At 68.6% G+C, this 21,457-nt stretch carries 19 protein-coding genes; 6 read left to right on the plus strand and 13 right to left on the minus strand.

Annotated features, from left to right (window positions below; genetic code table 11):
- Positions 1-925: 925 nt before the first annotated feature.
- The 3 genes from ABTY98_RS41030 to ABTY98_RS41040 are packed head-to-tail and all read right to left on the minus strand — an operon-like array spanning position 926 to position 3,182.
- Positions 926-1,633 carry a B3/B4 domain-containing protein gene (locus ABTY98_RS41030; protein WP_352226277.1) on the minus strand — a complete coding sequence of 236 codons (708 nt, stop codon included), beginning with the start codon at positions 1,631-1,633 and terminating at the stop codon, positions 926-928.
- Between the two features lie 34 nt (positions 1,634-1,667).
- Positions 1,668-2,315 carry an FMN-binding negative transcriptional regulator gene (locus tag ABTY98_RS41035; RefSeq protein ID WP_352226278.1) on the minus strand — a complete coding sequence of 216 codons (648 nt, stop codon included), beginning with the start codon at positions 2,313-2,315 and terminating at the stop codon, positions 1,668-1,670.
- Between the two features lie 30 nt (positions 2,316-2,345).
- Positions 2,346-3,182, minus strand: a complete 837-nt coding sequence (locus tag ABTY98_RS41040) for an EamA family transporter (RefSeq protein WP_352226279.1) — start codon at positions 3,180-3,182, stop codon at positions 2,346-2,348.
- A 117-nt stretch (positions 3,183-3,299) separates the two neighbouring features.
- Between ABTY98_RS41040 and ABTY98_RS41045 the strand changes: the two genes are divergently transcribed.
- Complete coding sequence (locus tag ABTY98_RS41045; protein ID WP_352226280.1) at positions 3,300-3,884, plus strand: helix-turn-helix domain-containing protein; 585 nt, start codon at positions 3,300-3,302, stop codon at positions 3,882-3,884.
- A 25-nt stretch (positions 3,885-3,909) separates the two neighbouring features.
- Here the strand turns inward: ABTY98_RS41045 and ABTY98_RS41050 are convergent, their stop codons facing one another.
- From ABTY98_RS41050 to ABTY98_RS41095, 10 genes are all read right to left on the minus strand, one after another.
- Complete coding sequence (locus ABTY98_RS41050; RefSeq protein WP_352226281.1) at positions 3,910-5,067, minus strand: serine hydrolase domain-containing protein; 1,158 nt, start codon at positions 5,065-5,067, stop codon at positions 3,910-3,912.
- A complete protein-coding gene (locus ABTY98_RS41055) occupies positions 5,064-5,852 on the minus strand; it encodes an ATP-binding cassette domain-containing protein (RefSeq protein WP_352226282.1) in 789 nt (262 codons plus the stop codon). Before ABTY98_RS41055 ends, ABTY98_RS41050 begins: the two co-directional genes overlap by 4 nt.
- 5 nt (positions 5,853-5,857) lie before the next feature.
- Positions 5,858-6,898 (minus strand): ABC transporter permease, encoded by a 1,041-nt coding sequence (locus ABTY98_RS41060; protein WP_352226283.1) that lies wholly within the window; start codon positions 6,896-6,898, stop codon positions 5,858-5,860.
- Between the two features lie 42 nt (positions 6,899-6,940).
- On the minus strand, positions 6,941-7,975 hold the full coding sequence (locus tag ABTY98_RS41065) for a sugar ABC transporter substrate-binding protein (RefSeq protein WP_352226284.1): 1,035 nt from the start codon (positions 7,973-7,975) through the stop codon (positions 6,941-6,943).
- Positions 7,976-8,132: 157 nt separating this feature from the next.
- The gene (locus ABTY98_RS41070) at positions 8,133-9,515 is read right to left on the minus strand and encodes an MFS transporter (protein ID WP_352226285.1); all 1,383 of its coding nucleotides are present in this window, start codon (positions 9,513-9,515) and stop codon (positions 8,133-8,135) included.
- Positions 9,516-9,681: 166 nt separating this feature from the next.
- The gene (locus ABTY98_RS41075; protein ID WP_352226286.1) at positions 9,682-10,668 is read right to left on the minus strand and encodes an NAD(P)H-dependent flavin oxidoreductase; all 987 of its coding nucleotides are present in this window, start codon (positions 10,666-10,668) and stop codon (positions 9,682-9,684) included.
- A 163-nt stretch (positions 10,669-10,831) separates the two neighbouring features.
- Positions 10,832-11,743: a LysR family transcriptional regulator gene (locus ABTY98_RS41080; RefSeq protein WP_352226287.1), complete on the minus strand. Its 912-nt coding sequence runs from the start codon at positions 11,741-11,743 to the stop codon at positions 10,832-10,834.
- A 63-nt stretch (positions 11,744-11,806) separates the two neighbouring features.
- On the minus strand, positions 11,807-12,211 hold the full coding sequence (locus tag ABTY98_RS41085; RefSeq protein WP_352226288.1) for a tautomerase family protein: 405 nt from the start codon (positions 12,209-12,211) through the stop codon (positions 11,807-11,809).
- Positions 12,212-12,256: 45 nt separating this feature from the next.
- Positions 12,257-13,069, minus strand: a complete 813-nt coding sequence (locus ABTY98_RS41090; protein WP_352226289.1) for an MBL fold metallo-hydrolase — start codon at positions 13,067-13,069, stop codon at positions 12,257-12,259.
- A 92-nt stretch (positions 13,070-13,161) separates the two neighbouring features.
- Complete coding sequence (locus tag ABTY98_RS41095; protein ID WP_352226290.1) at positions 13,162-14,016, minus strand: LysR family transcriptional regulator; 855 nt, start codon at positions 14,014-14,016, stop codon at positions 13,162-13,164.
- Between the two features lie 133 nt (positions 14,017-14,149).
- Here ABTY98_RS41095 and ABTY98_RS41100 point away from each other — a divergent pair, with 133 nt between their 5' ends.
- From ABTY98_RS41100 to ABTY98_RS41120, 5 genes are all read left to right on the plus strand, one after another.
- Positions 14,150-15,337: a YbfB/YjiJ family MFS transporter gene (locus ABTY98_RS41100; RefSeq protein WP_352226291.1), complete on the plus strand. Its 1,188-nt coding sequence runs from the start codon at positions 14,150-14,152 to the stop codon at positions 15,335-15,337.
- A 27-nt stretch (positions 15,338-15,364) separates the two neighbouring features.
- Entirely contained in the window at positions 15,365-16,393 is a 1,029-nt protein-coding gene (locus ABTY98_RS41105; protein ID WP_352226292.1) for a nitronate monooxygenase, read from the plus strand.
- Positions 16,394-16,661: 268 nt separating this feature from the next.
- Positions 16,662-17,951, plus strand: coding sequence for an MFS transporter (locus ABTY98_RS41110; protein ID WP_352226293.1), 1,290 nt, complete (start codon positions 16,662-16,664; stop codon positions 17,949-17,951).
- A 45-nt stretch (positions 17,952-17,996) separates the two neighbouring features.
- Complete coding sequence (locus ABTY98_RS41115) at positions 17,997-18,950, plus strand: alpha/beta hydrolase (protein ID WP_352226294.1); 954 nt, start codon at positions 17,997-17,999, stop codon at positions 18,948-18,950.
- A 189-nt stretch (positions 18,951-19,139) separates the two neighbouring features.
- Positions 19,140-20,648, plus strand: a complete 1,509-nt coding sequence (locus ABTY98_RS41120; RefSeq protein ID WP_352226295.1) for a CoA-acylating methylmalonate-semialdehyde dehydrogenase — start codon at positions 19,140-19,142, stop codon at positions 20,646-20,648.
- Positions 20,649-21,457: the final 809 nt, after the last annotated feature.

Here is a 21,457-nt window from a genome sequence, read left to right on the forward strand (position 1 = left end):
TCATTCGTGCTGGCCACCCGGGCACTACTCCTTCTCCGCCCTCGACTCAATGAATCATCCAGTATGCCTGACTCGATCTACTTTGACAGAGAGGGAAACGTCGAGTGCCAGGCTGATTCGGTCCGCACCTGGTCCGGATCTTGATGAGCGGTACGTGGTGCTAGCGAGTGGGCAGCGGTACCACATGGCACAGGTAGGCGGAACCGTCTTTTGGCGTACACCACGTCCAGATTGACGTCGTTCACGCGGGTGGGGCCCTTGTGGTCCAGGTGCGTCGACGGTGTTGGTGACACGAACGTGACACGTGATGGTCTCTGAGGCCCCGCCGGGCAGGTGTTGGCGGGGCCTGAGCATTCGTCGCGGCGAGGTCCGCTCGATACTGATGCGGCGTCTGCGAATGCCTCGCATGCCTGTAGCGGGCGGCGCTGCTGCTTGGCCACCTGCTGCGGATCGGCCCGAGTGCCCGCATGTTGGTGCCTCGCCTCGTGGCGCACACAGGGGCGGAGACCACCCGGGCCGTGGAGTAACCTGAACCAGGATGTCGACCTCTGTGCCGCATAACGATCGGCCGGAGTCACATCCCTGCTGTCCCAAGGATTGGGACTGAGCATGCTCCCTATTTCCGCGTGGGGATGTTGTGACGGGCGGGAGGATGGACCGTGGATGCGGGGCCGGCTCCCCTCTCCGATCCTCATACATGGAGTCCGCCGTGACCGTCGTAGTCATCGCTGACTATCAGCGCTCCGGCGGATCGCCCCCGCGAGCTCATGGAATCCCACTTGGCTCTGGTGCTGGCCGGAGAGGGGAGCAGCGGCGCCGAGACACCCTGCTGAACCGTCGAACCAGGTCTGGCGTCGTCCGCATGAGCCTTCGCCTGCTCAGCGCCGACGGCACGGAGATCACCCGCTGGACCCTTGCGTCCGACTCAGACGGTGGCCTTGGGCTGCGCCGGGCTGAGGTAGGACATCGTGGTCTGTTCGGCGTGCGGGGCCAGCAAGCCTTGCAGTTCGTCAACTGAGATCTTGAGGAGGTCGCCGTCGCGGTCGGCGTGCAGGGTTTCGATGACGAAGGCGACGTGGGTGGAGTCCTCGGTGACGCGGGTGCGATGGGCGTCCCGGTGGTTCCAGTGGCGGGTCAGGACCCCGGTGATGTCCGTGTAGATGATCTCGCCGGGTTTGGGGTGCTCGACGGTGTCGGGTTCGCCGAGCGGGGTGAAGGACTCGGTGCCGTCCGCGTGGCGGATGTCGACGTCGCCGGTGACGTGGTCGAGGTCGAAGGCGCCGGCGGGCAGGGCATGGCGGACGGAGACGGCGTTGTAGGAGTCGACGGCCGGGTTGATACGCGGCAGGCTCCCCTTCTTCGCGAGGCGTCGGCCGAGCGCGTCGACACTGGGGCGGATACGGCGGGGGTTCGTGCCGAAGGAGCGGTAGGCGGCGTGCCAGGCCTCGATGCGGGGGTCGGTCTCGTCGGCGGGGTGCCAAGTGCCGTCGGCGAGCTGTTGCTCCAGTTCCTCTACGGCGGCGGCGGTGTGGGGCCAGGACTCACGACCGCGCACACCGGTGGCGGTGACCAGGGCGATGAGGGTGCCGGGGAAGGCGTCTGCGACGGCGGGAGCGATGCGGAAGGCGGGCATAGGCGACGTTTCCGTTTCCTGCGGGTGGGGGCGGTCAGGACTTCCAGGGGCCGATGCGGTCCAGGCGGCGCAGCTGCTGGCGTGCAGTGGGCACGTCCAGGCCCTGTCCGCGCTCGGTGAGGCGGTCGGCGACGGTGGCGCGGTATTCGACGGACTTGTGGTCGTCGTACTTGAACTTGGCCCGCACGTCGTTGACTTCGAGGCGCAGCCCGCGGATGCCGGACAACATCCGGCCGTACGGCGGTTGATCGACGGCGACGAGGGCGTGGTCGCCGTCGGGCTGGAAGTGGGCCAGTTGACGGCGCAGCAGTTCGGCCTTGCCTTCGGCATCGTCGACGATGTCCGCGCGACAGGTGAACTGGACGGCCGCGTAGTAGCTGGTGGGCACGCCATCGGTGGGCGGGATGCCGGGTTTGGCGCGCCAGGGGCCGGGGATGAAGGCGTAGTCGCCGATGACGGTGAAGACGACGTTCGGGTCGTGTTCGATCGCCTCCCAGACCGGGTTGGGCTTGGCGAGGTGGACCAGAAGGTGGGTTCCGTCGCAGGTGAAGTGGGTGGGGACGACCATGGGCGGGCGGCCTGGCAGGCCGTTCACGCTGAGCTGTCCGAAGTCGTGGCCGTCGGCGATCCAGGTCTGCCATTCGGCGTCGTCCAGGCCGGCGTCCCAGGGGTGGACCAGCATGCTCTTCTCCTTTTGGTGGTGCGAGCCTGCTCAGGTCAGGGCGAGGAGGCTGACGGCGACGGCTGCGGCGCCCAGGCCGACGAGCTGGCCGCGCTGGATGCGTTCGGCGAGCACGCCGCGGGCGAGCACGACGGTGCCGGCCGGGTAGAGCGCGGTGACCACGGCGACGACGGTGAGGTCCCCGCTGCGGGCGGCGAACAGGAACAGCAGGTTCGCCACCGAGTCCAGCACACCCGCTGCGGCCGACATCGCGTACGCGGGCCGCTCGGGGCCCAGCCTGCGATGCATCAGCCCGGCCACGGTTAGGGTGACGGCCGAGGAGACGGCCCGGCCGATGATCAGCGGGGCCACTCCGCTGTCGGACGGCGCCTGGTGCAGGAAGACCAGCTGCAGGGCGATGGCGGTGCCCGCGCCGAAGGCCAGCAGCAGCGCCGTCCGGGAGGCGCGCGTCGCTCCGGCGCCGTGTCCGGCGCTGACCAGCACCACCGCGACCAGCGCGAGGGCCAGGCCCATCAGCCCCGTGGCGGCCAGGTGCTCGCCCTGTAGCAGGCCCACGCCGACGGGCAGCGCGGCGGAGACCAGCGCGGTCACGGGTGAGAGTACGTTCATCGGGCCGATCGCGAGGGTGCGGTAGAGCAGGGCGAACGCGGCGGCCGAGGCGACCCCGGACGCGGCACCCCAGCCCAGGGCCGCGGAGCTGAACGAGGCACCGAGCACTGGCCACAGCAGCAGCTCGACCGCGAGACTGGCCGGGGCCGCGATCATCACGGTACGCAGCACATGAGCTTTTCTGGCGCCGAGACCGCCGAGAAAGTCGGCGCATCCGTACGCGAGTGAGCTGCCCAGGGCCAGCAGCAAAGCGATCACAACACAATCCCTTACTATCAATGGAATGACTCCACCGTACGGCAGAACGACCGGCCGAAGTCAAGCCAAATGACCGCACGGTTCATTTGAATGACCCGCAGTGAGGATAGTGATCAGGTGGCCGAGACAGCCACAGCCCTGCGGACGGTCGCCCACAACGTCCGGGCGGCCCGCCTCCGCGCGGGCCTGACCCTGGAGGAACTCAGCCGACGTGCCCAGGTCAGCAAGGGCGCCCTGGTCGGACTGGAGAAGGCCCAGGGCAACCCCAACCTGGCCACCCTGGTCCGGTTGGCCGACACCCTCGGCATCTCGGTGTCCGCCCTGATGCAGGGCCCCTCCGAAGGACGCGTCCGCGTCGTGACCGCCGACGCCGTGGCACCCCTGTGGACCGGAGAGCGGGGCAGCGAGGCCCGGCTCATGCTGACCACCTCCGGACCTGCCCCGGTCGAGGTCTGGCGCTGGCGACTGGAACCGGGTGTGGAATACCCCAGCCACCCCCACCAGGCCGGAGTCGTGGAAACCGTGTCCGTCACCTCCGGCCGGATGGTCCTGGTCGTTGACGGCACGGAGCACACCGTCGAAGCCGGACAGACCGCCACCTTCGACGGCGACACCGCTCACATCTACCGCGGTGCGGGCACCGAAACGTGCCACCTGATCATGACGGTGCACCTGCCGCCCGGTCCCGCTCCCACAACCTGACCCGCGGCACAGCACTCAGCACTGTTCACAGGGCCGCGGTCACCGCCGAGAGCAGGCGCCACAGCCGGGTGTGGGGTGTGGGGTCGGGGATGGCCCGGTTGGTGAGGAAGGCGAACGCGATGCCGGACTCCGGGTGGGCGAAGGCCAGGTGTCCGCCGAGGCCGTCGTGGCCGAACGAGCCGGGACCGAGCATGGGCTGGCGTGGGGAGGACAGCTCGAAGACGGTTCCGAAGCGGGTGGGCTGGTCGACCAGGACCTCGTCGGGTCCGTGGACCTGCTGACGGCGGACCTGGTCCACGGTGATGGGAGAGATGGCCCGCAGGGGACCGGCGAGCACGCCGGAGTAGAGGCGGGCCAGTGACCTGGCGTCGAAGATGCCGTTGGCGGCCGGGATCTCCGGCCACCACAACGCCGGGTCGTTGAAGAGATCCGCGGTGACGACGGGGTTGTTGAAGGTGGCGTGGGTCAGCGTGTCCGGGGCTTCGGCGGCCGTGGCCGCAAAAGCGCCGATTCCCGGTGTGGGGGAGGCGTCCTGGTATGGGACGACGCGGCCGTTGTGCTCGGCGGGCAGACCGATCCATGCCTGGAGGTCACCGTTCTGGGCGAACCGCTCACGGAGCAGGGCGCCCACGCTCTTGCCGCTCGCGCGTCGAACGACCTCGCCGACCAGATAGCCGAGAGTCAGGGCGTGATAGCCGTGCCGGGTACCCGGATACCACGCCGGCGCCTGGCGGGCCAGGCGCCGCACACAGCCGCCCCAGTCGGCGAGGTCGGCCTTGGCCACCGGCTCGCCGAAGGCAGGCAGCCCGGCTTGGTGCGAGGCCAGTTCACGGACTAGGACGCCACTCTTGCCGGCCGCGCCGAACTCCGGCCAGTAGGCCGACACCGGCGCGTCGAGATCCACCTCGCCCGTGTCGACCAGGCTCGCGAGCACCAGGCCCATGACGCCCTTGGTGGTGGAGTACCCGACGTGCAGGGCGTCCTCCGGGTACGGGGTCCCGCTGGTGTCCCGGATGCCGCCCCACAGGTCCACGACCAGCCTGCCGTGGTGGTACACGGCGACGGAGGCGCCGATGTCGTCGCCGTTGCGCAGGTTGCTCTCGAAGGCGTCCCGGACACCCGCGAAGCGGGGTGCGGTGTAGCCGGAAGCCGTCGTCGCCACCGCCTGGTGCATCGTGCTCATGCCTGCTTACGCTCCAGTTTCTCCATCACCGTGCCACCCGCCATCAGGTCGATGACCTCGGCCGCCTCCATCTCGCCCCGCGCGAACGAGGCGACGAGCCGGCCGTGGGCGAGGACGGCGAAGTGGTCGCCGACCCGCAGGGCGTGGTGGGCCTGGTGGGTGATCAGGACGACGCCGACGCCGCGGTCGCGTGCCGATTCCACGGCCTGCAGGACGATCTCGGACTCGCGGACGCCGAGCGCCGAGGTCGGTTCGTCCAGGATCAGTACCCGGGCGCCGAAGTGCAGGGCGCGGGCGATGACGAGGGCCTGGCGCTCACCGCCCGACATGGTGCCTACCAGTTGGTCGGCGTCGCGGATGCGGCGGATGCCCAGTTGCCGGATCTCCTGCAGGGCGATCCGGCCCGCCGTCGCGGTGTCGAAGCGGCGGAACAGGCCGCGGCCCTTGGTGGGTTCGGCGCCGAGGAAGAAGTTGCGGGCCACGCTCATCAGCGGGACGGTGCCCGCGCCCTGGTGGACGGTGGCGATGCCGCGGTCCAGGGCCTCGCGCGGGCCGCCGAGCGTCACGGGCTCGCCGTCGATGGACAGGGTGCCCTCGGTGGGCGTGTAGACCCCGGAGAGGATCTTGATGAGGGTGGACTTGCCGGCGCCGTTGTGGCCGAGGAGGCAGAGCACCTGGCCGGGGCGGACGGTGAGCGAGACGTCGGCGACGGCGGTCACGCCGGTGAACCGCTGGGTGACGCCCTGGAGTTCGATCAGGGGATGGTCGGTCGTGGTGGTCGTCATGAAAGTCACCTGCCGCTCAGTGCGAGCTTGCGGAAGTAGTTGTTCGCCATCACCGCGACCAGCAGCAGGGCGCCGAGGAAGAGCTGGGCGTAGTCGGTGTTCCAGCCGGTGTAGAAGATGCCGATGCTGACGACGCCGTAGGTCGCCGTGCCCAGCAGGACGCCGAGGGTGGAGCCGTAGCCGCCCTGCAGGAGCACTCCGCCGATCACGGCGGCGATGACGCCGTCGAAGATGAAGCTGGAGCCGCGGGTGACGTCACCCCCGCTGTAGGCGATCGTCTGCAACACGCCCACGAGCGCGGCACCGGCGGAGGTGGCCATGAAGAGCCCCACCTTCACCCGGGCGGTCGGCACACCCGCGTCCCGGGCCACGTCGGGGGCACCACCGGTGGCGTAGATCCAGCTTCCGGTGCGGGTACGGGTAAGCACCCACCAGGCGACGACGGCGATCGCGAGCCACCATGCGATGGAGACCTGGAACTGCCCGGCCTTGGAGCCGAACACGGCCTGCACGCTCGGCTCCGGTGTCAGTGTCACGGCCGTACTCCCGGACAGGGCGCGGCTGAGGCCCAGGGCACCGCCACCGACGACCAGCGAACTTCCCAGGGTGACGATGAAGGACGGGAGCTTGGTCCGGGTGGCGACGAGGCCGTTGACCAGCCCCACCAGCAGGCCGAAGCCGATCGCGAGAGGGATCGATGCCCATTGGGGCATGGTGTACGTCCCGCTGCCGATGGCCACGATCGCCGACGTCGCGCCGACGACCGAGCCGATCGAGAGGTCGAACTCCCCGGCGATGAGGAGCAGCGCGACTGGGGTGGCGACCACGCCCAGTTCGGCTGCCGTGTCCAGCCAGCTGGCGGTGCCGTCCACGCTGGTGAAGCCCGAGCCGGACGCCGTCACCAGGAAGAAGACGTACACGACGACGGCGCCGATCAGCGCGCCGAACTCCGGGCGCCGTGCCGTGCGTGCGAACAGTGAACGGCCGAGGGGTTCGCTCTGCTCGTCCGGCACGGCGGGTGCCGCAGCCGCTTGGTCGATGGTCATGAGTGCTCTCTCCTGAAACTGGAAGGCTGCTGCTGAGGCGTCTCAGGCGGCACCGCGGATGCCCTGGTACGTCTCGTTGATCTTCAGTACGGCGGCCGCGCTGTCCTTGTCGATGACCAGCGGACCGGTGAGCACCGTGCCGGAGGGGGAGATCCGATACTGCACGTACTGCTTGGCGATCAGGACGCCGTAGTACGTCTGGAGGTAGGGCTGCTGGTCCATGGCGTACTGGATCTTGCCCGCCTCGATGTCCTTGAGGACCTTGGTGGACGGGTCGCCGCTGCCGATGGTCAGCTTGCGTCCGATGTCGTTCGCCGCGGTCAGCGCGCTCTCGGCGACGATGGAGCCCGTCGTGAACACGCCGTCGATGCTCTGGTCCGCCTTGAGCGCGCCTTCGATGGCCTGGGTGACCTTGGTCGGGTTGGTCGCGTCCTGGTACGGGATACGCAGCGAACTCGCCGTGCCACCGCTCTTCTTGAGCGTGTCGGTGTAGCCCTGGCACAGCTGCTCCAGGGCGGGGTTGCCCGGAACCGTGTTGACGCACAGTCCCTTCTTCACGCCGAGCTTGGCCGACTCCTCGCCCGACCTGGTGCCGGCGACCACCGGCTCGATCCCGACGAAGGCGAGGGCGCCGACCTGCTTCCAGTCCGACTGGCCAGAGTTGACGACGACCACCGGGATACCGGCCTTGACCGCCGCCTTGATCTCGGGGTCCTGGGCCGCAGGGAAGAAGTTGCCCACGACGATGGCGTCCGGCTTCTTCGCCACTGCCGCCTGCATGAGCCTGGCGAGCGTCGGGCCGGAGGCGTCGGTCGAGGTCGGGCTGAGGTACTCGGTGGAGACGTTCAGCTCCTTGCCGGCGTTGTCGGCGCCGGTCTTCATCGCGCCGAAGAACGGGTCGCTCAGCGGGCCGGACACGACGATCACGGATAGCTTGCGGCCGGAGGAGCCGCCGGAGTTGTCCGAGCCGGTGGAGTCGGAGCGCTTGCTACACGCGGCGGTGACAGCGGCGGTGACAGCGGTGGTGGCGACGAGGGTCGCGATCAAGGCGATGCGGGATCTGCGGAGACGGGGCACGGAGGGCTCCTTGAGCGTGGTAAGTGATCAGTGGTTGCGGTGAGGGGCATGGGTGGGGGTTTTCGGTGAGGTGGGGGCGGGGTTCCGCCACCTCTGGATGGGTGGCGGAACCCCGTGGCAGCGCCCGCCGTGTCAGGGAGGCCGGCGCTGGTCTGGATCACCCGGTGGGGGCGGGTTCGGGCGAGTCGGCCCGATCGGGCGTGCCGAGCTGGTTCCACACGGCCCGCACGAGCTTGTTGTCCCGGCCACCGCGCAGCAGTGCCAGGCTGACCACGGTGGACACAGCCGCCACAGCGGTGGGATAGGTCAAACCGGCGAGTTGGTTGCCGGTCGACGAGGTGAGCGAGAGCGCGATGAGCGGCATGAACCCGCCGAAGACACCCGCGCCCAGGTGGTACGACACCGACAGCCCGGTGTAGCGGATCCGGGGCGGGAACAGCTCGGTCAGGTAAGCGGCCGTCGGCGCGTACACCATGGCGCTGAACACGATCTGCAGCGTCACCGCCACGACGACCTGCGCCCACGACCGGTCCGCGGCGGCCGCGCGGATCCAGGCGTACAGGGGCAGGAAGCTCACGGCTGACAGGGCCAGGCCCGCGACGATGACGCGCTGCCTGCCGTACTGGTCGGACAGCCGGCCGAACAGGAGGTAGAAGGGAGCGCCCAGTACCAGCGCAACAGCCATGCAGACGTTGGTGGTGAGGAAGTCCACCTTCAGCACACTCTGCAGGAAGTACAGGGCGTAGAACTGGCTGGTGTACCAGACCGCTCCCAGCCCGGCGGTCAGGCCGAACAAAATGATCAGGACGAGAGCGAGGGTCTTGGGGTTGCCCAGGGTCTCCCGGATAGGCGCCTTGGAGAGGGCGCCCTCCGCCTGCATACGGGTGAACACAGGCGACTCGTGGAGCTTCAGCCGCATCCTCAAGGAGAGGGCGACGAGGACGGCGGAGAGGAGGAACGGCAGACGCCAGCCCCACGCGGTGAACGCCTCCTCGCCCAGCAGGAGCCGGCAGGCGACGACGACGCCGATGGACAGCAGCAGCCCGACCGTGGCCGTGGTCTGCAGGAAACTAGTGAAGAAGCCTTTACGGTCCGCGGGGGAGTGCTCGGCGACGTAGGTGGCGGCGCCGCCGTACTCGCCGCCCACCGCGAAGCCCTGGAGCAGCCGCAGCAGCACCAGCAGCACGGGAGCCGCCGTGCCGATGGTGTCGTACTTGGGAAGACAGCCGATGAGCGTGGTGGCGGCGCCCATGACGACCAGCGTGGTGAGGAAGGTCTTCTTGCGGCCGACCCGGTCGCCGAGCCTGCCGAAGAACAGTGCCCCGAGGGGGCGGACGACGAAGCCGGTGCCGAACGCGGCCACGCTCACCAGGAGCGCGAGGCTCGATTCGCCGGTGGGAAAGAAGAAGCCGGAGAAGACGACGGCGAGGCTGCCGTAGATGAAGAAGTCGTACCACTCGATGAGCGTGCCGGTGCTGGATGCGGTGATGATGCGGCGCAGTTCTTTCGGAGAGGTCTGCGGAGGCTGGGGACTGGGCATTGCGCTCCCTCCCGACGCCGGTGCGGCGGTGTCGCATGGATTCAGCGGACGTGAGCCGTGCGGGGACTGGTCGCTGAACAGCGACCGCTTCCACTCGCCGAACGAGTGAAAGAACTCAGGGCGAGCAGTGGGATATTGAGCGAGACCTCTTGCGGACTGTGCCAGCTCAGCTGCTGACCGCGGCGGTCTGCGGAGCCCATCGTCCGAGGCGGGCGGCGGCGTCCTGGGCCATTCTGCGCACCACTTCTCCGGCGGGCAGGATCTCGTGGACCAGGCCCACGCCCTCGCCGACGATCATGTTCGCGATGTCGAAGTCCTGCTGTGAGACGGCGTCCTTGAACTCCGCGGCGGCCTCGGCGAGTTGTGCGGCCAGGTCCGCCTCCCGCCCGTTCCACCGCTCGATGAACCGGTTGCGCAGCACGCGACCGTTGTACTCGACGGGCCAGTCGTACTGGCGCACGATGTCGTAGATGCTGGTTCGGATGGTCTCGTCACCGTCGGCGGCCACCGCTCGGGAGTGGGCGCGGGCCGAGACCACGGCTTCCTCCGTCGCCCAGAAGCGGGTGCCGACGAGGACCCCGTCCGCGCCGAGGGCGAGCGCGCCGGCGAGTCCGCGACCGTCCGCCACCCCGCCGGCGCCCAGCAGGAGGGTGTCCGGGGAGCGGTCGGCGATCAGGTCCGCGACATCGGGTACGAGGGTGAACGTCGACCGCGTCCCGACTCCGTGCCCGCCGGCCTCGCCGCCCTGCGCGACGATGACGTCCGCTCCGGCGTCGAGGGCCTGGCGGGCCTGGTCGAGCGTGTGGACCTGACACAGCAGCGGTACGGCCGCCGCGCGGATCCGGCCGGCGAACGGGGCCGGGTCGCCGAAGGACAGCATGACCGCGGCGGGCTGGTGCTCCAGGGCGATGTCGAGCAGCTCGGGGTGGCGGGCCAGGCTCCAGGTGATGAAGCCGCACCCCACCCGGGTGCCGGCCGCGGCGGCGAACTCCCGCCTCAGCCACTCTCCGTCGCCGTAGCCGCCGCCGATCAGGCCCAGTCCGCCCGCGGTGGTCACCGCGGTGGCGAGCCGGGCCCCGGAGACGAGGTCCATGGGGGCGAGCACGACGGGGTGCTCGATACCGAAGGCGTGGGTAAGGCGCGTTGTCAGCAAGGCGAAGTCCTCTTCGTCCAGGCATCCGCCCGTGAGTGCGGTGGGCGGTGCGGCGTTAAGGGGACAGTAGGTTCGCCGAGATTTCAGATCCAACGATTGCTTGTGATGGCAGCCATCACTGATACAGAACTTTCCGATGGCCAACGAGCGTCAAGCGGATGAACTAGCCGGTGGCCGCGGCGGAGCCCTCGACCATCCGCAGGAGGGGCGGCGCCTGCTCGCCGGCCCGCGCATGCGAGAGGAATCGCGTCAGGGCGGGCGACGGCGGTGTGTCGACACGCTGGACGAAGACGGTCTGAGCGCGTGCCTGCTCCTCCGGCAGCTCGTGCACCCGAACCTGCTCGCGGGAGACGTACCGCTCGACCACGGCGACAGGCAGCAGGGTGATGCCCATGCCAGCCCCGACACAGCCGAGGATGCCCTCCAGCGTTCCGAATTCCATGCAGCGAACGCCGACGGCGCCCCGCGCCTCCAGGATGCTCTCCAGGCGCCTGCGGTAGGAGCAGCCGCTGCGGAATACGAGGATCTTGGGGTCGCGTATGACGGCGTCCAGGTCGGTGACGCGGCGCGCTGTGACGAGGACGAGACGCTCCTCGAACACTGGCGTCTCCACCAGGTCGGGCTGTCGCACCGGGCCGCTGACCAGGGCCCCGTCGAGCCGATAGTCCAGGACGTCCCGGACCAGCTGTTCGGTCGGCCCGGTGATCAGCGAGAAGTCGACGCGGGGACAGTCCTCCGCGAACGCCGCCAGCACCGTGGGAAGCCGTAGGCCCGCCGTGGTCTCCATGGACCCGATCCGCAGAGGACCGCAAGGATCGGTCTCGTCTCCGATGACCTGCTGTGCCTCGTCGACGAGCCTGCTGATGCGCTCGGCATACGGCAGCAGCTGTTCGCCCGCGTTCGTCAGTGCCACGCCCCTGGCGTGGCGGCGGAACAGTGGGGCGCCCAGCAGTTTCTCCAGCGCGTGGATACGCGCGCTGACGTTGGACTGCACCGTGTGTAGTTCCTGAGCGGCCTTGGTGATGCCGTGCGTGCGCGCAACGGCCAGGAAGATCCGCAGGTCGGAGAGTTCCACGTCGACCTCCATATGGGCCCGTGGGCAGGAGCATACCTGCGGTCGATTACAGGGCGAACGGTGTCAGCGGCCGGGGACGGCCAGGTCGCCTTCGAGGTACTGGGCGCGCCCGAAGCCGAACGACCAGTCCTGAGGGCCGTTTTCGACGATGCCGATGAAGACGTCCTCACCCTCGACGCCGAGGGGTTCCAGCCGTTCGGCGATGGCGCGGAAGAGGCGCTGCTTGACTTCGGTGCTGCGTCCCGACTGGGTGAAGACCTGGATCATCACCAGGCGGTCGGTTCGCTCGAATCCCAGGCCGGCGTCGAGGGCGATGACGTGATCCGTGTCGTGCTCGGTGATGACCTGGAACCTGTCCCGCTCGGGGATGTCCAGTACGTCCACGAGCGCCCGGTGCGTCGCGTCGGCGACCGCCCTCACCTCCTCGGGACGGCGTCCGCGGATGAGATCGATGCGTACGAATGGCATGTGTCGTTCCTTGCTCGTCCGTTGCCGAAATGTGGGTGACGGCGGTCAGCGGGTCAGCTGCACCCATGTCCCGTGGGCCGCGACCTGCAGGACGGAGGACAAGCCGGCCTCGCGGAAGGCCAGCTCGATCTCCGGCAGCCCCTCGGTGAAGTGGGCCCAGGCGTCGTAGTGGGCCGGCACGACGGTGTCCGCGCCGAGGACGGCTGCCGCAGCAGCGGCGGCTCGGCTGTCCAGGGACAGGGGACGGCCGTCGAATTTCGCCGGGACGCGTGCCGCTCCCGCGTGCAGGACGGCCGCGTCGATGTCGGGCACTCGGCGGGAGATCTCCGCGACGGTGCGGATCGAGGCGTTGTCGCCGCTGATGTAGACGGTGGGAAGTCCCTGCCCGGACAGGACGAACCCGGTGACTTCGCAGTTGACGTTCCCGTCGGCGTCGCGCTCGGCGTCCTCGGGGCCGTGGACCGCGGGGACCGCCAGCACGGTCAGGTCGCCGCCGTCCGGGCGGGGCACGGAGTGGCTGGTCCACGGTGCGAGGCCGACGGCCGGTGAGCCCAGCCGTCCGGCGGCCAGGGGGCCGCCGAGTATCAGCGGGGCGGCCTTCGCGAACGCGCGGCCGCGCTCGTCGAGGTTGTCAGGATGGGTGTCATGGCTGACCAGAACGAGGTCGACCGGTCCCACGCTGTCCTCGTCGACGGCAGTGTCTGCCGTCTTGGTGAGGTACCCGTGCGGGCCGGCGTCGTCGAAGGTCGGGTCGCTGACGATGCGCAGTCCGCCGAGGTCGATCACGGCCGTGGGGCCGCCCAGGACGGTGATCGCGGATTCCTGTCGGGGCAGACCTGCGCTGCGGGTTTCGGTCATGCCCTCGACGCTAGTGACTTTCCACGTCCGGCAGAAATGCCTGTAGTCGCTCAGCTATGTGCGTCAGGCATAGATTCGGCTCGCGGGCGCGATCATCGCCGGGTTGCGGTCGGTACCGCAGCTTCCAGGAACCGGCGGATCAGCGTTCGCTGGGCGTCGGGGAAGTGGACGAGGCTGACCGGGCTGGCCGGTGCATGGGTGAGGGGGACGAAGCGCACGGCGGGGTGCGGGGAACGGCGCCGCGCGACTTCGGGGACGATGCCGATGCCGCGGTTGGCGGCCACCGTCTCCAGCCATTCGTCGTAGTTGGCCGTTTCGATGATCCGGTCCGGGCGCTGGTCCACGGGCCACGACCAGGGGCCGGTCGTACCGCTGACCGTGTTGACGACCAGCGTCCAGTGCTGGACGTCCGTCCAGTCCAGATGGTCGAAACGGGTCAGGTCGGAGTGCTCGGAGCATACGGCGACGCGCGGCTCGTCGAACAGGTGCGAGGTGCGCGCTCCGCGTGGCGCGTCGAAGTCGCCCCGTACCACCGCGACGTCGAGGGTGCGCTGGCGCAGCGCCTGAAGGGGATCGTCGGTCCGGGTCAGGGCGACTGTCGCTCCCGTGGTCTCTTCGAAGCGGCTGACGGTCTGCTGCGTCCAGGGGTCGGGCAGCAGCCAGCTGAATCCGAGCCGCAGGGTGATGCGGTGGCTCACGACGGCGAGGGCCTGATCGAGGGTCGCGAGAACCCGCTCGACGTGGAGGAGGAACTCCGCGCCTGTGTCGGTCAGTTCGACGTGCCGAGAGGACCGGTCGAGCAGGCGGACGCTCAGATTGCCCTCGAGCTGCGCGATCGTGCGGCTCAGCGCCGGCTGCGTGATCAGGAGTTCCTCGGCGGCACGGGAGAACGAGCGGTGGTGGGCCACGGAGGCGAAAGCCCGCAGGTGGCGCAGTTCGACGTCCATGCTCCTCGCGCCCCTTCATCGCATCCATGCCTGCCATGCATAGAGGCACCTTAACCGGCATTTCACAGCGATACACGCGCTGCCTAGCGTCGGAGGCGGCCACAGAACGCCCCCCCGGAAGGTGCCCAAGACCGTGCAGTCATCAGCCCCGCCCCGTCCGCGAACGCGCTCTCCCTGGACGATCGTCGCCCAGGCGGCGGCAGCGCTCGCCGCGGGACAGGGAATCGGCAGGTTCGTCTACACTCCCATCCTTCCCCTCATGCACACCCAGGCCGGACTCTCCTCGGCGCTCGGGGCCGACCTGGCCACAACCAACTTCATCGGCTACCTCGCAGGCGCCTTGGCCGGCATCGCCGTACCCGCCGTCATACGGTCGGCCGCGGCTCTGCGTGGTTCCTTTGTCGTGCTGGTGGCGACGCTGGCGCTCATGCCGGTGAGCCACGACGGCACCGTCTGGTTCCTGCTGCGTCTCGTGGCCGGTGCCGCCAGCGCGTTGATCTTCGTCATCGCCGTCAGTGCGATGCTCTCCGGCCTTCGCGCGCACCCCCACCACCTGGTCGGCTGGGCTTTCGGAGGAGTCGGTGCCGGGATCGCCCTGTCCGGCCTGCTGGTCTTCGCCGTGCAGGCTGCGTCCACCTGGCAGGCGGCCTGGTGGATGTGCGCCGCCCTGGCCGCCCTCCTCGCCGTGGTCGCCTGGCCCCTGGCCCCACAGCCGGAACCAAGAAGTTCCGATGCGGCCGGGCAGACCGAACGGCCCCGTACCCATCGCTGGTTCCTCGCGCTGCTCGCCAGCTACACCTTCGAAGGCATCGGCTACATCATCGCCGGCACCTTCCTCGTCGCAGCGATCCAGCAGGACGTCAAGGGCTGGCTCGGCTCCGGGGCCTGGATCGTGGTCGGCCTCGCCGCCCTTCCCTCGTGCGCGTTGTGGACCCGGCTGGCACGCCGTTGGTCCAGGCCGGCCCTGTTGCTCACCTCGCTGACCATCCAGGCCGTAGGCATCGCCCTGCCGGCGCTGCTGGGCGGGGCCACGCCCGCGCTCGTCTCCGCCGTGCTGTTCGGTGCCACCTTCATGGGCGTCAGCACGATCGCCCTGTCCATCGGCGCCCACCTTCAAGTGCCCCGGGCCGTGGCCCTGTTGACCGCCGGATACAGCGCCGGCCAGATCCTGGGTCCGCTGCTCGCCGCCCCGCTGCTCAGTCACGGCTACCACCAGGCGCTCCTGCTGGGCAGCGCGTTGGTCGTCGCCGCCGCGCTCGCGGCCGCCGCCCTCTGCGTCCGCTTCCCGCACCACCTCAGCCCCGTGACCTCGGCGGCCTGACGCCCGCACTTTCCAGGAGGAGTTGCCGTGAGCACACTGCTGTCCGACCTCGGAGCAGACCTTCCCCTCATCGCGGCGCCAATGGCCGGCGGACCGAGCACGCCGGCGCTCGTCACCGCCGCCGCCCGTGCGGGCGGCCTGGGCTTCCTGGCCGGCGGGTACAAGACCGCACAAGCACTCGCCGGGCAGATCCACACCACCCGCGAGGAAGGCGTCGCATTCGGCGTCAACCTGTTCGTCCCCAACCCGGTCCCCATCTCCAGGGAGGTATACCGGCGTTACGCGCGGGAGGTGCAGGCGGAGGCCGACCGCTACGGGCTCATGCTGCCCGAGGAGCCGATCGAGGACGACGACCACTGGACGGACAAGATCGACCTGCTCACCTCCTCTCCCGTCCCCTGGGTGTCCTTCACCTTCGGCATCCCGGACCGCGCGGTCGTCAGTGCCCTGCGCAGGGCCGGGAGCACCGTGCTGCAGTGCGTCACCTCAGCCGACGAAGCGCGCCGAGCGGCTGACGCCGGTGTCGACGTGCTGATCGTGCAGGCACCGGCTGCAGGCGGGCACTCGGCCACCCTCACCCCGGCACGGCCGCCCGCCCCGGTCCGGCTGACCGACCTGATCGCCGCAGTGCGCGGCGCCGTCACCCTGCCCATCATCGCCACCGGTGGAATCACCACCGCCGCCGACGTGGCAGCCGCGCTGCGCGCAGGTGCGGAAGCCGCCATGGTCGGCACCGTCCTGCTGCGCACGCACGAGAGCGGAGCGTCCGCACCACACAAGGCAGCCCTGGTCGACCCGGCCTTCGACACCACCCTCGTCACCCGAGCCTTCACCGGACGACCCGCACGCGCCCTGCGCAACCACTTCACCGACCGATACGACCTGAACGCTCCGGCCGGTTACCCCGCCCTCCACCACCTCACAGGCCCACTCCGCAAGGCAGCCACCGCAGCCTCCGACACACACCTGATCCACCTCTGGGCCGGAACCGGGCACCGGCAGGCAAGGGCCGAGTCTGCAGCCAACACCTTTGCGCGGCTTGCTGACCAGCCGTGAGAGGGACATCAATGATCAGTGGTTCACCGGACTGACCCCTGTCGGCTATCAAAGGTTCTCTGCCAGAGATGGGCGCCATCAGAACCAATCGTTGGTTCTGAAATCTCAGCCAGCCTACAGTCTCCGCAACGCCGCACCATCGAACGACAGCCGCTCGGACGAACGGAACTTCCTGCCGTTGCGCGCGCCTTTACCGGTGCCTTCAGATTCAAGCATCCCACCCTCAGTCACTTACACATCTAAGTGAGAGATCGAAGATTGGCACGGCATGACTGCGTCCCCTATCTCCCCTGAGCCGCTGACAGAGTCCCTCACTGTGCCAGACGAGAATGAGCATCGCCCGGTAGGGAAGTCGTTCATCTTCGCGTTCGCGTTCGCCTACGCGGGATTCTGGATCGCCTGCCTGACGCCCGGCACGGTCTCGTTGGCACTCAAGGTCCAGATTCTGGTGGGCTCCAAGGACGCCGCAAGCACACTGAGTGCCATCGTTGGCGTGGGTGTCCTCCTGCCCCTGCTGCTGATGCCGGTGGTGGGGCGGTTGAGCGACCGGACGACGGCACGCATCGGCATGCGCCGTCCGTACCTTCTCGCCGGCGCGGCCGGAGTCGTCGCGCTGGGAGCGGTGATGGGGCTTGCACCGAACGTGCCCGTGCTGCTCGCCGCGTTCGCGCTGTACAGCGTCGCGGCGAACCTGATCGGCACCCCGCTGCTCGCGGTCATTGCCGACCGGGTGCCGGTGCATCAGCGTGGCCTGGTGTCGGGTCTGGTCGGTCTCACCCTCCCGCTGGCCGTGATCGGTGGTACGTTCATCGTCCAGGCTGTCGCAACCGACGCGCTGCTGATGTTTCTGCTGCCGCCGCTCATCGCGGCCGTGAGCGTCCTGGTCTTCATCGGCCTGGTCAAGGACCGCCGACTTTCAAAGGACGCTCCCAGGCCGAAACTGTCGTTGCGTGAGATCGCGGGGACCTTCTGGGTCAGCCCTGTCCGTCACCCGGACTTCGCATGGGTCTGGTTCAGCCGTCTCCTGTTCGTGATCGGTTACGGATTCCTCACCACCTACCAGGCGTTCTTTCTGCTCAATCACCTCGGATCCAGTCAGAGCGAGGTGCCGCGGCAGATCTTCATCGCGAGTCTGGTGCTGTCGATCACCACAATTCTCACCAGTGTCACCGGCGGGAAGCTGTCGGACTTCCTTGGCCGCCGGAAGGTGTTCGTGCTGACCTCTGCGGCGGTATACGGCGTCGCGCTGATCATCGCGTCGTTGGTCACGGGGTTCAACGGTTACCTGGTCGCGATGGCGATCGCGGGCATCGGCTACGGAGCATTCCTCGCCGTCGACCTCGCACTGGTCACCGATGTTCTTCCGGACACAGCCGACGCGGGCAAGGACATGGCGGTCTTCAACATGTCCAGCACACTCGCCAATGCCCTCGCTCCGGCGACGGCTCCGTTCATCCTCCTTCTGGGAGGCGGGTCCTACTCCACCCTGTTCGCCGCCGCCGGCGCTGTCGCCATCCTCGGCGGCATCGCGATCCTTCCGGTACGCCGCGTCCGCTGACGCCCGCCTTCGACGCCGCCCCTTCACGCATCCTCAAGGACACACATGCCGATCGACCCGGACCTGCAGCCGCTTCTGCCCTTCGGTCATCCTCCGAAGGTCATTGAAGACCCGGAGCTCTTTCGGGCGCAGATGAACCAGAACAACGACGAAGCATTCGACGCGTTCGGCCGTCCTGGTCCGAGCGTCGCCGAGCGCCGGGTCCTGAACATCGAGTCGGCCGGCGAGAGCGTGCAAGCGATCCTGTACCGGCCGGACACCGCCGGACCTCATCCGGTCCACATCTTCCTGCACGGTGGAGGGTGGGTGATCAACAGTGCCTTCTCGAAGGACTCGGAGGCCGTGAGCCGCCACCGCAGCGTGCACGCCGACTGCATCGTTATTTCCGTCGACTACCGCAAGGCACCCGAGCGCCCCTTTCCGGCGCCCGTGCACGATGTCATCTCGGTCGTCAACTGGGTCATCGACAACAGCGCCGAGATCGGCGCGCTACCCGGCGTGATCACCGTCGGCGGCCAGTCATCGGGCGCCAACATCGTTGCCGGAGCGACCCTCCTGCTGCGCGACCAGGGGCGGGACGACATCGCCCACCAGCTCCTGGAGGTGCCCGTCCTGGACCTGACCCACAGCCGCCCGCGGGAAGAGGGCGACGAGTTGCCGTTGTCGATGACCGACGTACGCACGTTCTGCGCGCTCTACCTCGGGGACAGCGGCAACGGCGAGGATCCCATCGCCTCCCCTCTGCTGGCCGCAGACCTCACGGGGCTCCCTCCGGCATACATCGCGGTGGCCGAGTACGACGTACTACGCGGCGATGGCGAATGGTACGCGCAGCGATTGGGCGACGCGGATGTCCCCGTCGACCTCTACCTGGGGGAGGGACATGTCCATATGTCCCCGTCCATGACCGGGCTGCTGGCCTCGGCGCGGGCATGGCGGGAGGCGTCGTCCGCGGCGCTGCGGACGGCCAACTCGCGGTTGCGTGACTCGAATCGGTGACCACACGACGGCCGGGCGACACCTCGTCCCCGGCCTCCCGGCGGTCGCGATGCCCACGACCCACAGCACGAGCCGCCCGATCGTCAGCCGGTCGGTATCCGACCTGCGCACTTCCTGGAAGCGTCCACGCCCCGAGCTTCCGGGAGTCGACGATCGACGGCTGATTCCCCCACCTCTGAGGAGCCACAAATGACCACCACGGCAACGCACATCGACCACTACATCGACGGCCGCCTCGACGACCGCGGAACCAAGGACCGCAGTGACGTGTACAACCCGGCCACCGGCCAGGTCACCAGCCTCGTCGCCCTGGCAACGGTCACGGATGTGGAGGCGGCGGTACGGGCCGCCGCTGAGGCGTTCGAGACCTGGTCCGTCACTCCGCCGCATATCCGGGCCCGCATCCTGTTCCGCTTCCGGGACCTGGTGGAACGGGAGGCCGACCGGCTGGCCGCGATCATCACGTCCGAGCACGGCAAGGTGCTCGACGACGCCAAGGGCGAGATCATCCGCGGCCTTGAGGTCGTCGAGTTCGCCTGCGGAATTCCCCAGCAGCTGAAGGGCGAGTTCTCCGAGAACGTCGCCCGCGCGGTGGACGCGGTCTCCCTGCGCCAGCCGCTCGGTGTGGTCGCGGGCATCTCGCCGTTCAACTTCCCTGCCATGGTGCCGATGTGGATGTTCCCGGTGGCGCTCGCCTGTGGGAACACCTTCGTGATGAAGCCTTCGGAGAAGGACCCCAGCCTCAGCATCGAGCTCGCCAAGCTGCTCACCGAGGCCGGGCTGCCCAAGGGCGTGTTCAACGTCGTGCACGGTGACAAGACCGCGGTGGACGCCCTCCTCGCGCATGAGGACATCGAGGCCGTCAGCTTCGTCGGCTCCACTCCCATCGCCGAGTACGTCCACCAGACGGCCACGGCCAACGGCAAGCGCGTCCAGGCGCTCGGCGGCGCCAAGAACCACATGGTCGTCATGCCCGACGCCGACCTCGACCAGGCCGTCGCTGCACTGATGGGCGCCGCCTACGGCTCGGCAGGCGAGCGATGCATGGCGATCTCGGTCGTTGTCCCCGTCGGTGAGGACACCGCGAACGCCCTGCGCGAGCGCATCGTCGCGGCCCTCGCCGACCTCAAGATCGGCTCCGGAACCGAGCAGGGAGTCCAGATGGGTCCCCTGGTCACCAAGGTCCACCGGGACAAGGTGGCCGGCTACCTCGATGTAGGCGCTGAGGAAGGTGCCGAGCTGGTCGTCGACGGCCGCCAGACCGTGCTCCCCGGGCACGAGGGCGGCTTCTTCCTCGGCGCCTCGCTCTTCGACCACGTCACCCCGGACATGCGGATCTACCGGGAGGAGATCTTCGGTCCGGTGCTGTCGATGGTGCGCGCCCAGTCGTTCACCGAGGCGCTGAAGCTGGTCAACGACCACGAGTTCGGCAACGGTACGGCGATCTTCACCTCCGACGGACACACCGCCCGCACCTACCTGGCCAAGGTCAAGGCAGGCATGGTCGGCGTCAACGTGCCCATCCCGGTCCCGATGGCCTTCCACTCCTTCGGCGGCTGGAAGCGGTCCCTGTTCGGCGACCACCACATCCACGGCCCCGAAGGCGTGCGCTTCTACACCCGCTACAAGACCGCCACCACCCGCTGGCCCAACGACACCCAGGTTCGCGCGGACTTCGCGATGCCGACCCACTCCTGAGCGTCTACGGAAAGCCGATCTCGCCACCTGGACGGCCTTGGGCTTTCGCCGCGAATGGCGAAAGCCCCTTCTTCGCCTGTTCACGGCCGTGATCATGTCCAAGACCCCATGAGCTGTCTTGCCCCCGGTCCCCCACGGAGGTTTCTCATGAACCAGCTACCCTCGGCCACTTCCGTGCACGAAGTCGGGGAGTTCGCGAACCCCCTTGAGGAACTGTCGATCGAGCAACTCGGGTCTGTCAAACAAGCGGCTCTGGCCCGTAGTCGGTGGTGACGTGGAGTAGCCGTCCGTGATCATGATCTCGTGATGGATATCAACTCCCTTATAGGGACGGTGTTTTCCGGACTATCGGCGCTGGTCGTTGAGGACGTGGCGGAAGGCAGCGGCACGGTGGTGGTCAGACCCAAGATCACCGACAGAGTCACTCTTTGGGTCAGTCTTCCGACCTGGGTGTATTTGCTGCCAGTTCGGGCAGATAGCCCCTGGCCCGGAGAAAGGTATCGAGGGCGAGAGCGACAATGTCCCCGTGAGGGATGCCGCTGTCTGCGTTGCAGCGGCGGATACGTCGCTGCAGTTGGAGCTCGTTGGGCACGGCGTGGTTGAGCTGCCCTCGTCTGGTGTGGCGTGAGTCGATGATTGCTTGCGTATCGGGTTGAAGGCGGACGTGGTGGGCGTGGTCGGGCATGAGGTGCTCCGGTCGCTGCGACTAGGGGAGCGTTCTGGGTTGAGATCACGGGATCGGTCATTCCCGCTCCAGGAGGGCGCTGGCTACGGTAGACCGGTCGCGTGACTCGTGGTGATCTGACCGA

The sequence above is a fragment of the Streptomyces sp. NPDC096040 genome, assembly GCF_040303265.1.
Taxonomy (GTDB): Bacteria; Actinomycetota; Actinomycetes; order Streptomycetales; family Streptomycetaceae; genus Streptomyces.

Bases quoted from the DNA above. Each gene is read 5' to 3' on its own strand.
- ABTY98_RS41030 (WP_352226277.1), bottom strand. From the start codon at position 1,633: ATGCCCGCCTTCCGCATCGCTCCCGCCGTCGCAGACGCCTTCCCCGGC.
- ABTY98_RS41070 (WP_352226285.1), bottom strand. From the start codon at position 9,515: ATGCCCAGTCCCCAGCCTCCGCAGACCTCTCCGAAAGAACTGCGCCGC.
- ABTY98_RS41050 (WP_352226281.1), bottom strand. From the start codon at position 5,067: ATGAGCACGATGCACCAGGCGGTGGCGACGACGGCTTCCGGCTACACC.
- ABTY98_RS41120 (WP_352226295.1), top strand. From the start codon at position 19,140: ATGACCACCACGGCAACGCACATCGACCACTACATCGACGGCCGCCTC.
- ABTY98_RS41115 (WP_352226294.1), top strand. From the start codon at position 17,997: ATGCCGATCGACCCGGACCTGCAGCCGCTTCTGCCCTTCGGTCATCCT.
- ABTY98_RS41095 (WP_352226290.1), bottom strand. From the start codon at position 14,016: ATGGACGTCGAACTGCGCCACCTGCGGGCTTTCGCCTCCGTGGCCCAC.
- ABTY98_RS41085 (WP_352226288.1), bottom strand. From the start codon at position 12,211: ATGCCATTCGTACGCATCGATCTCATCCGCGGACGCCGTCCCGAGGAG.
- ABTY98_RS41090 (WP_352226289.1), bottom strand. From the start codon at position 13,069: ATGACCGAAACCCGCAGCGCAGGTCTGCCCCGACAGGAATCCGCGATC.
- ABTY98_RS41060 (WP_352226283.1), bottom strand. From the start codon at position 6,898: ATGACCATCGACCAAGCGGCTGCGGCACCCGCCGTGCCGGACGAGCAG.
- ABTY98_RS41035 (WP_352226278.1), bottom strand. From the start codon at position 2,315: ATGCTGGTCCACCCCTGGGACGCCGGCCTGGACGACGCCGAATGGCAG.
- ABTY98_RS41055 (WP_352226282.1), bottom strand. From the start codon at position 5,852: ATGACGACCACCACGACCGACCATCCCCTGATCGAACTCCAGGGCGTC.
- ABTY98_RS41110 (WP_352226293.1), top strand. From the start codon at position 16,662: ATGACTGCGTCCCCTATCTCCCCTGAGCCGCTGACAGAGTCCCTCACT.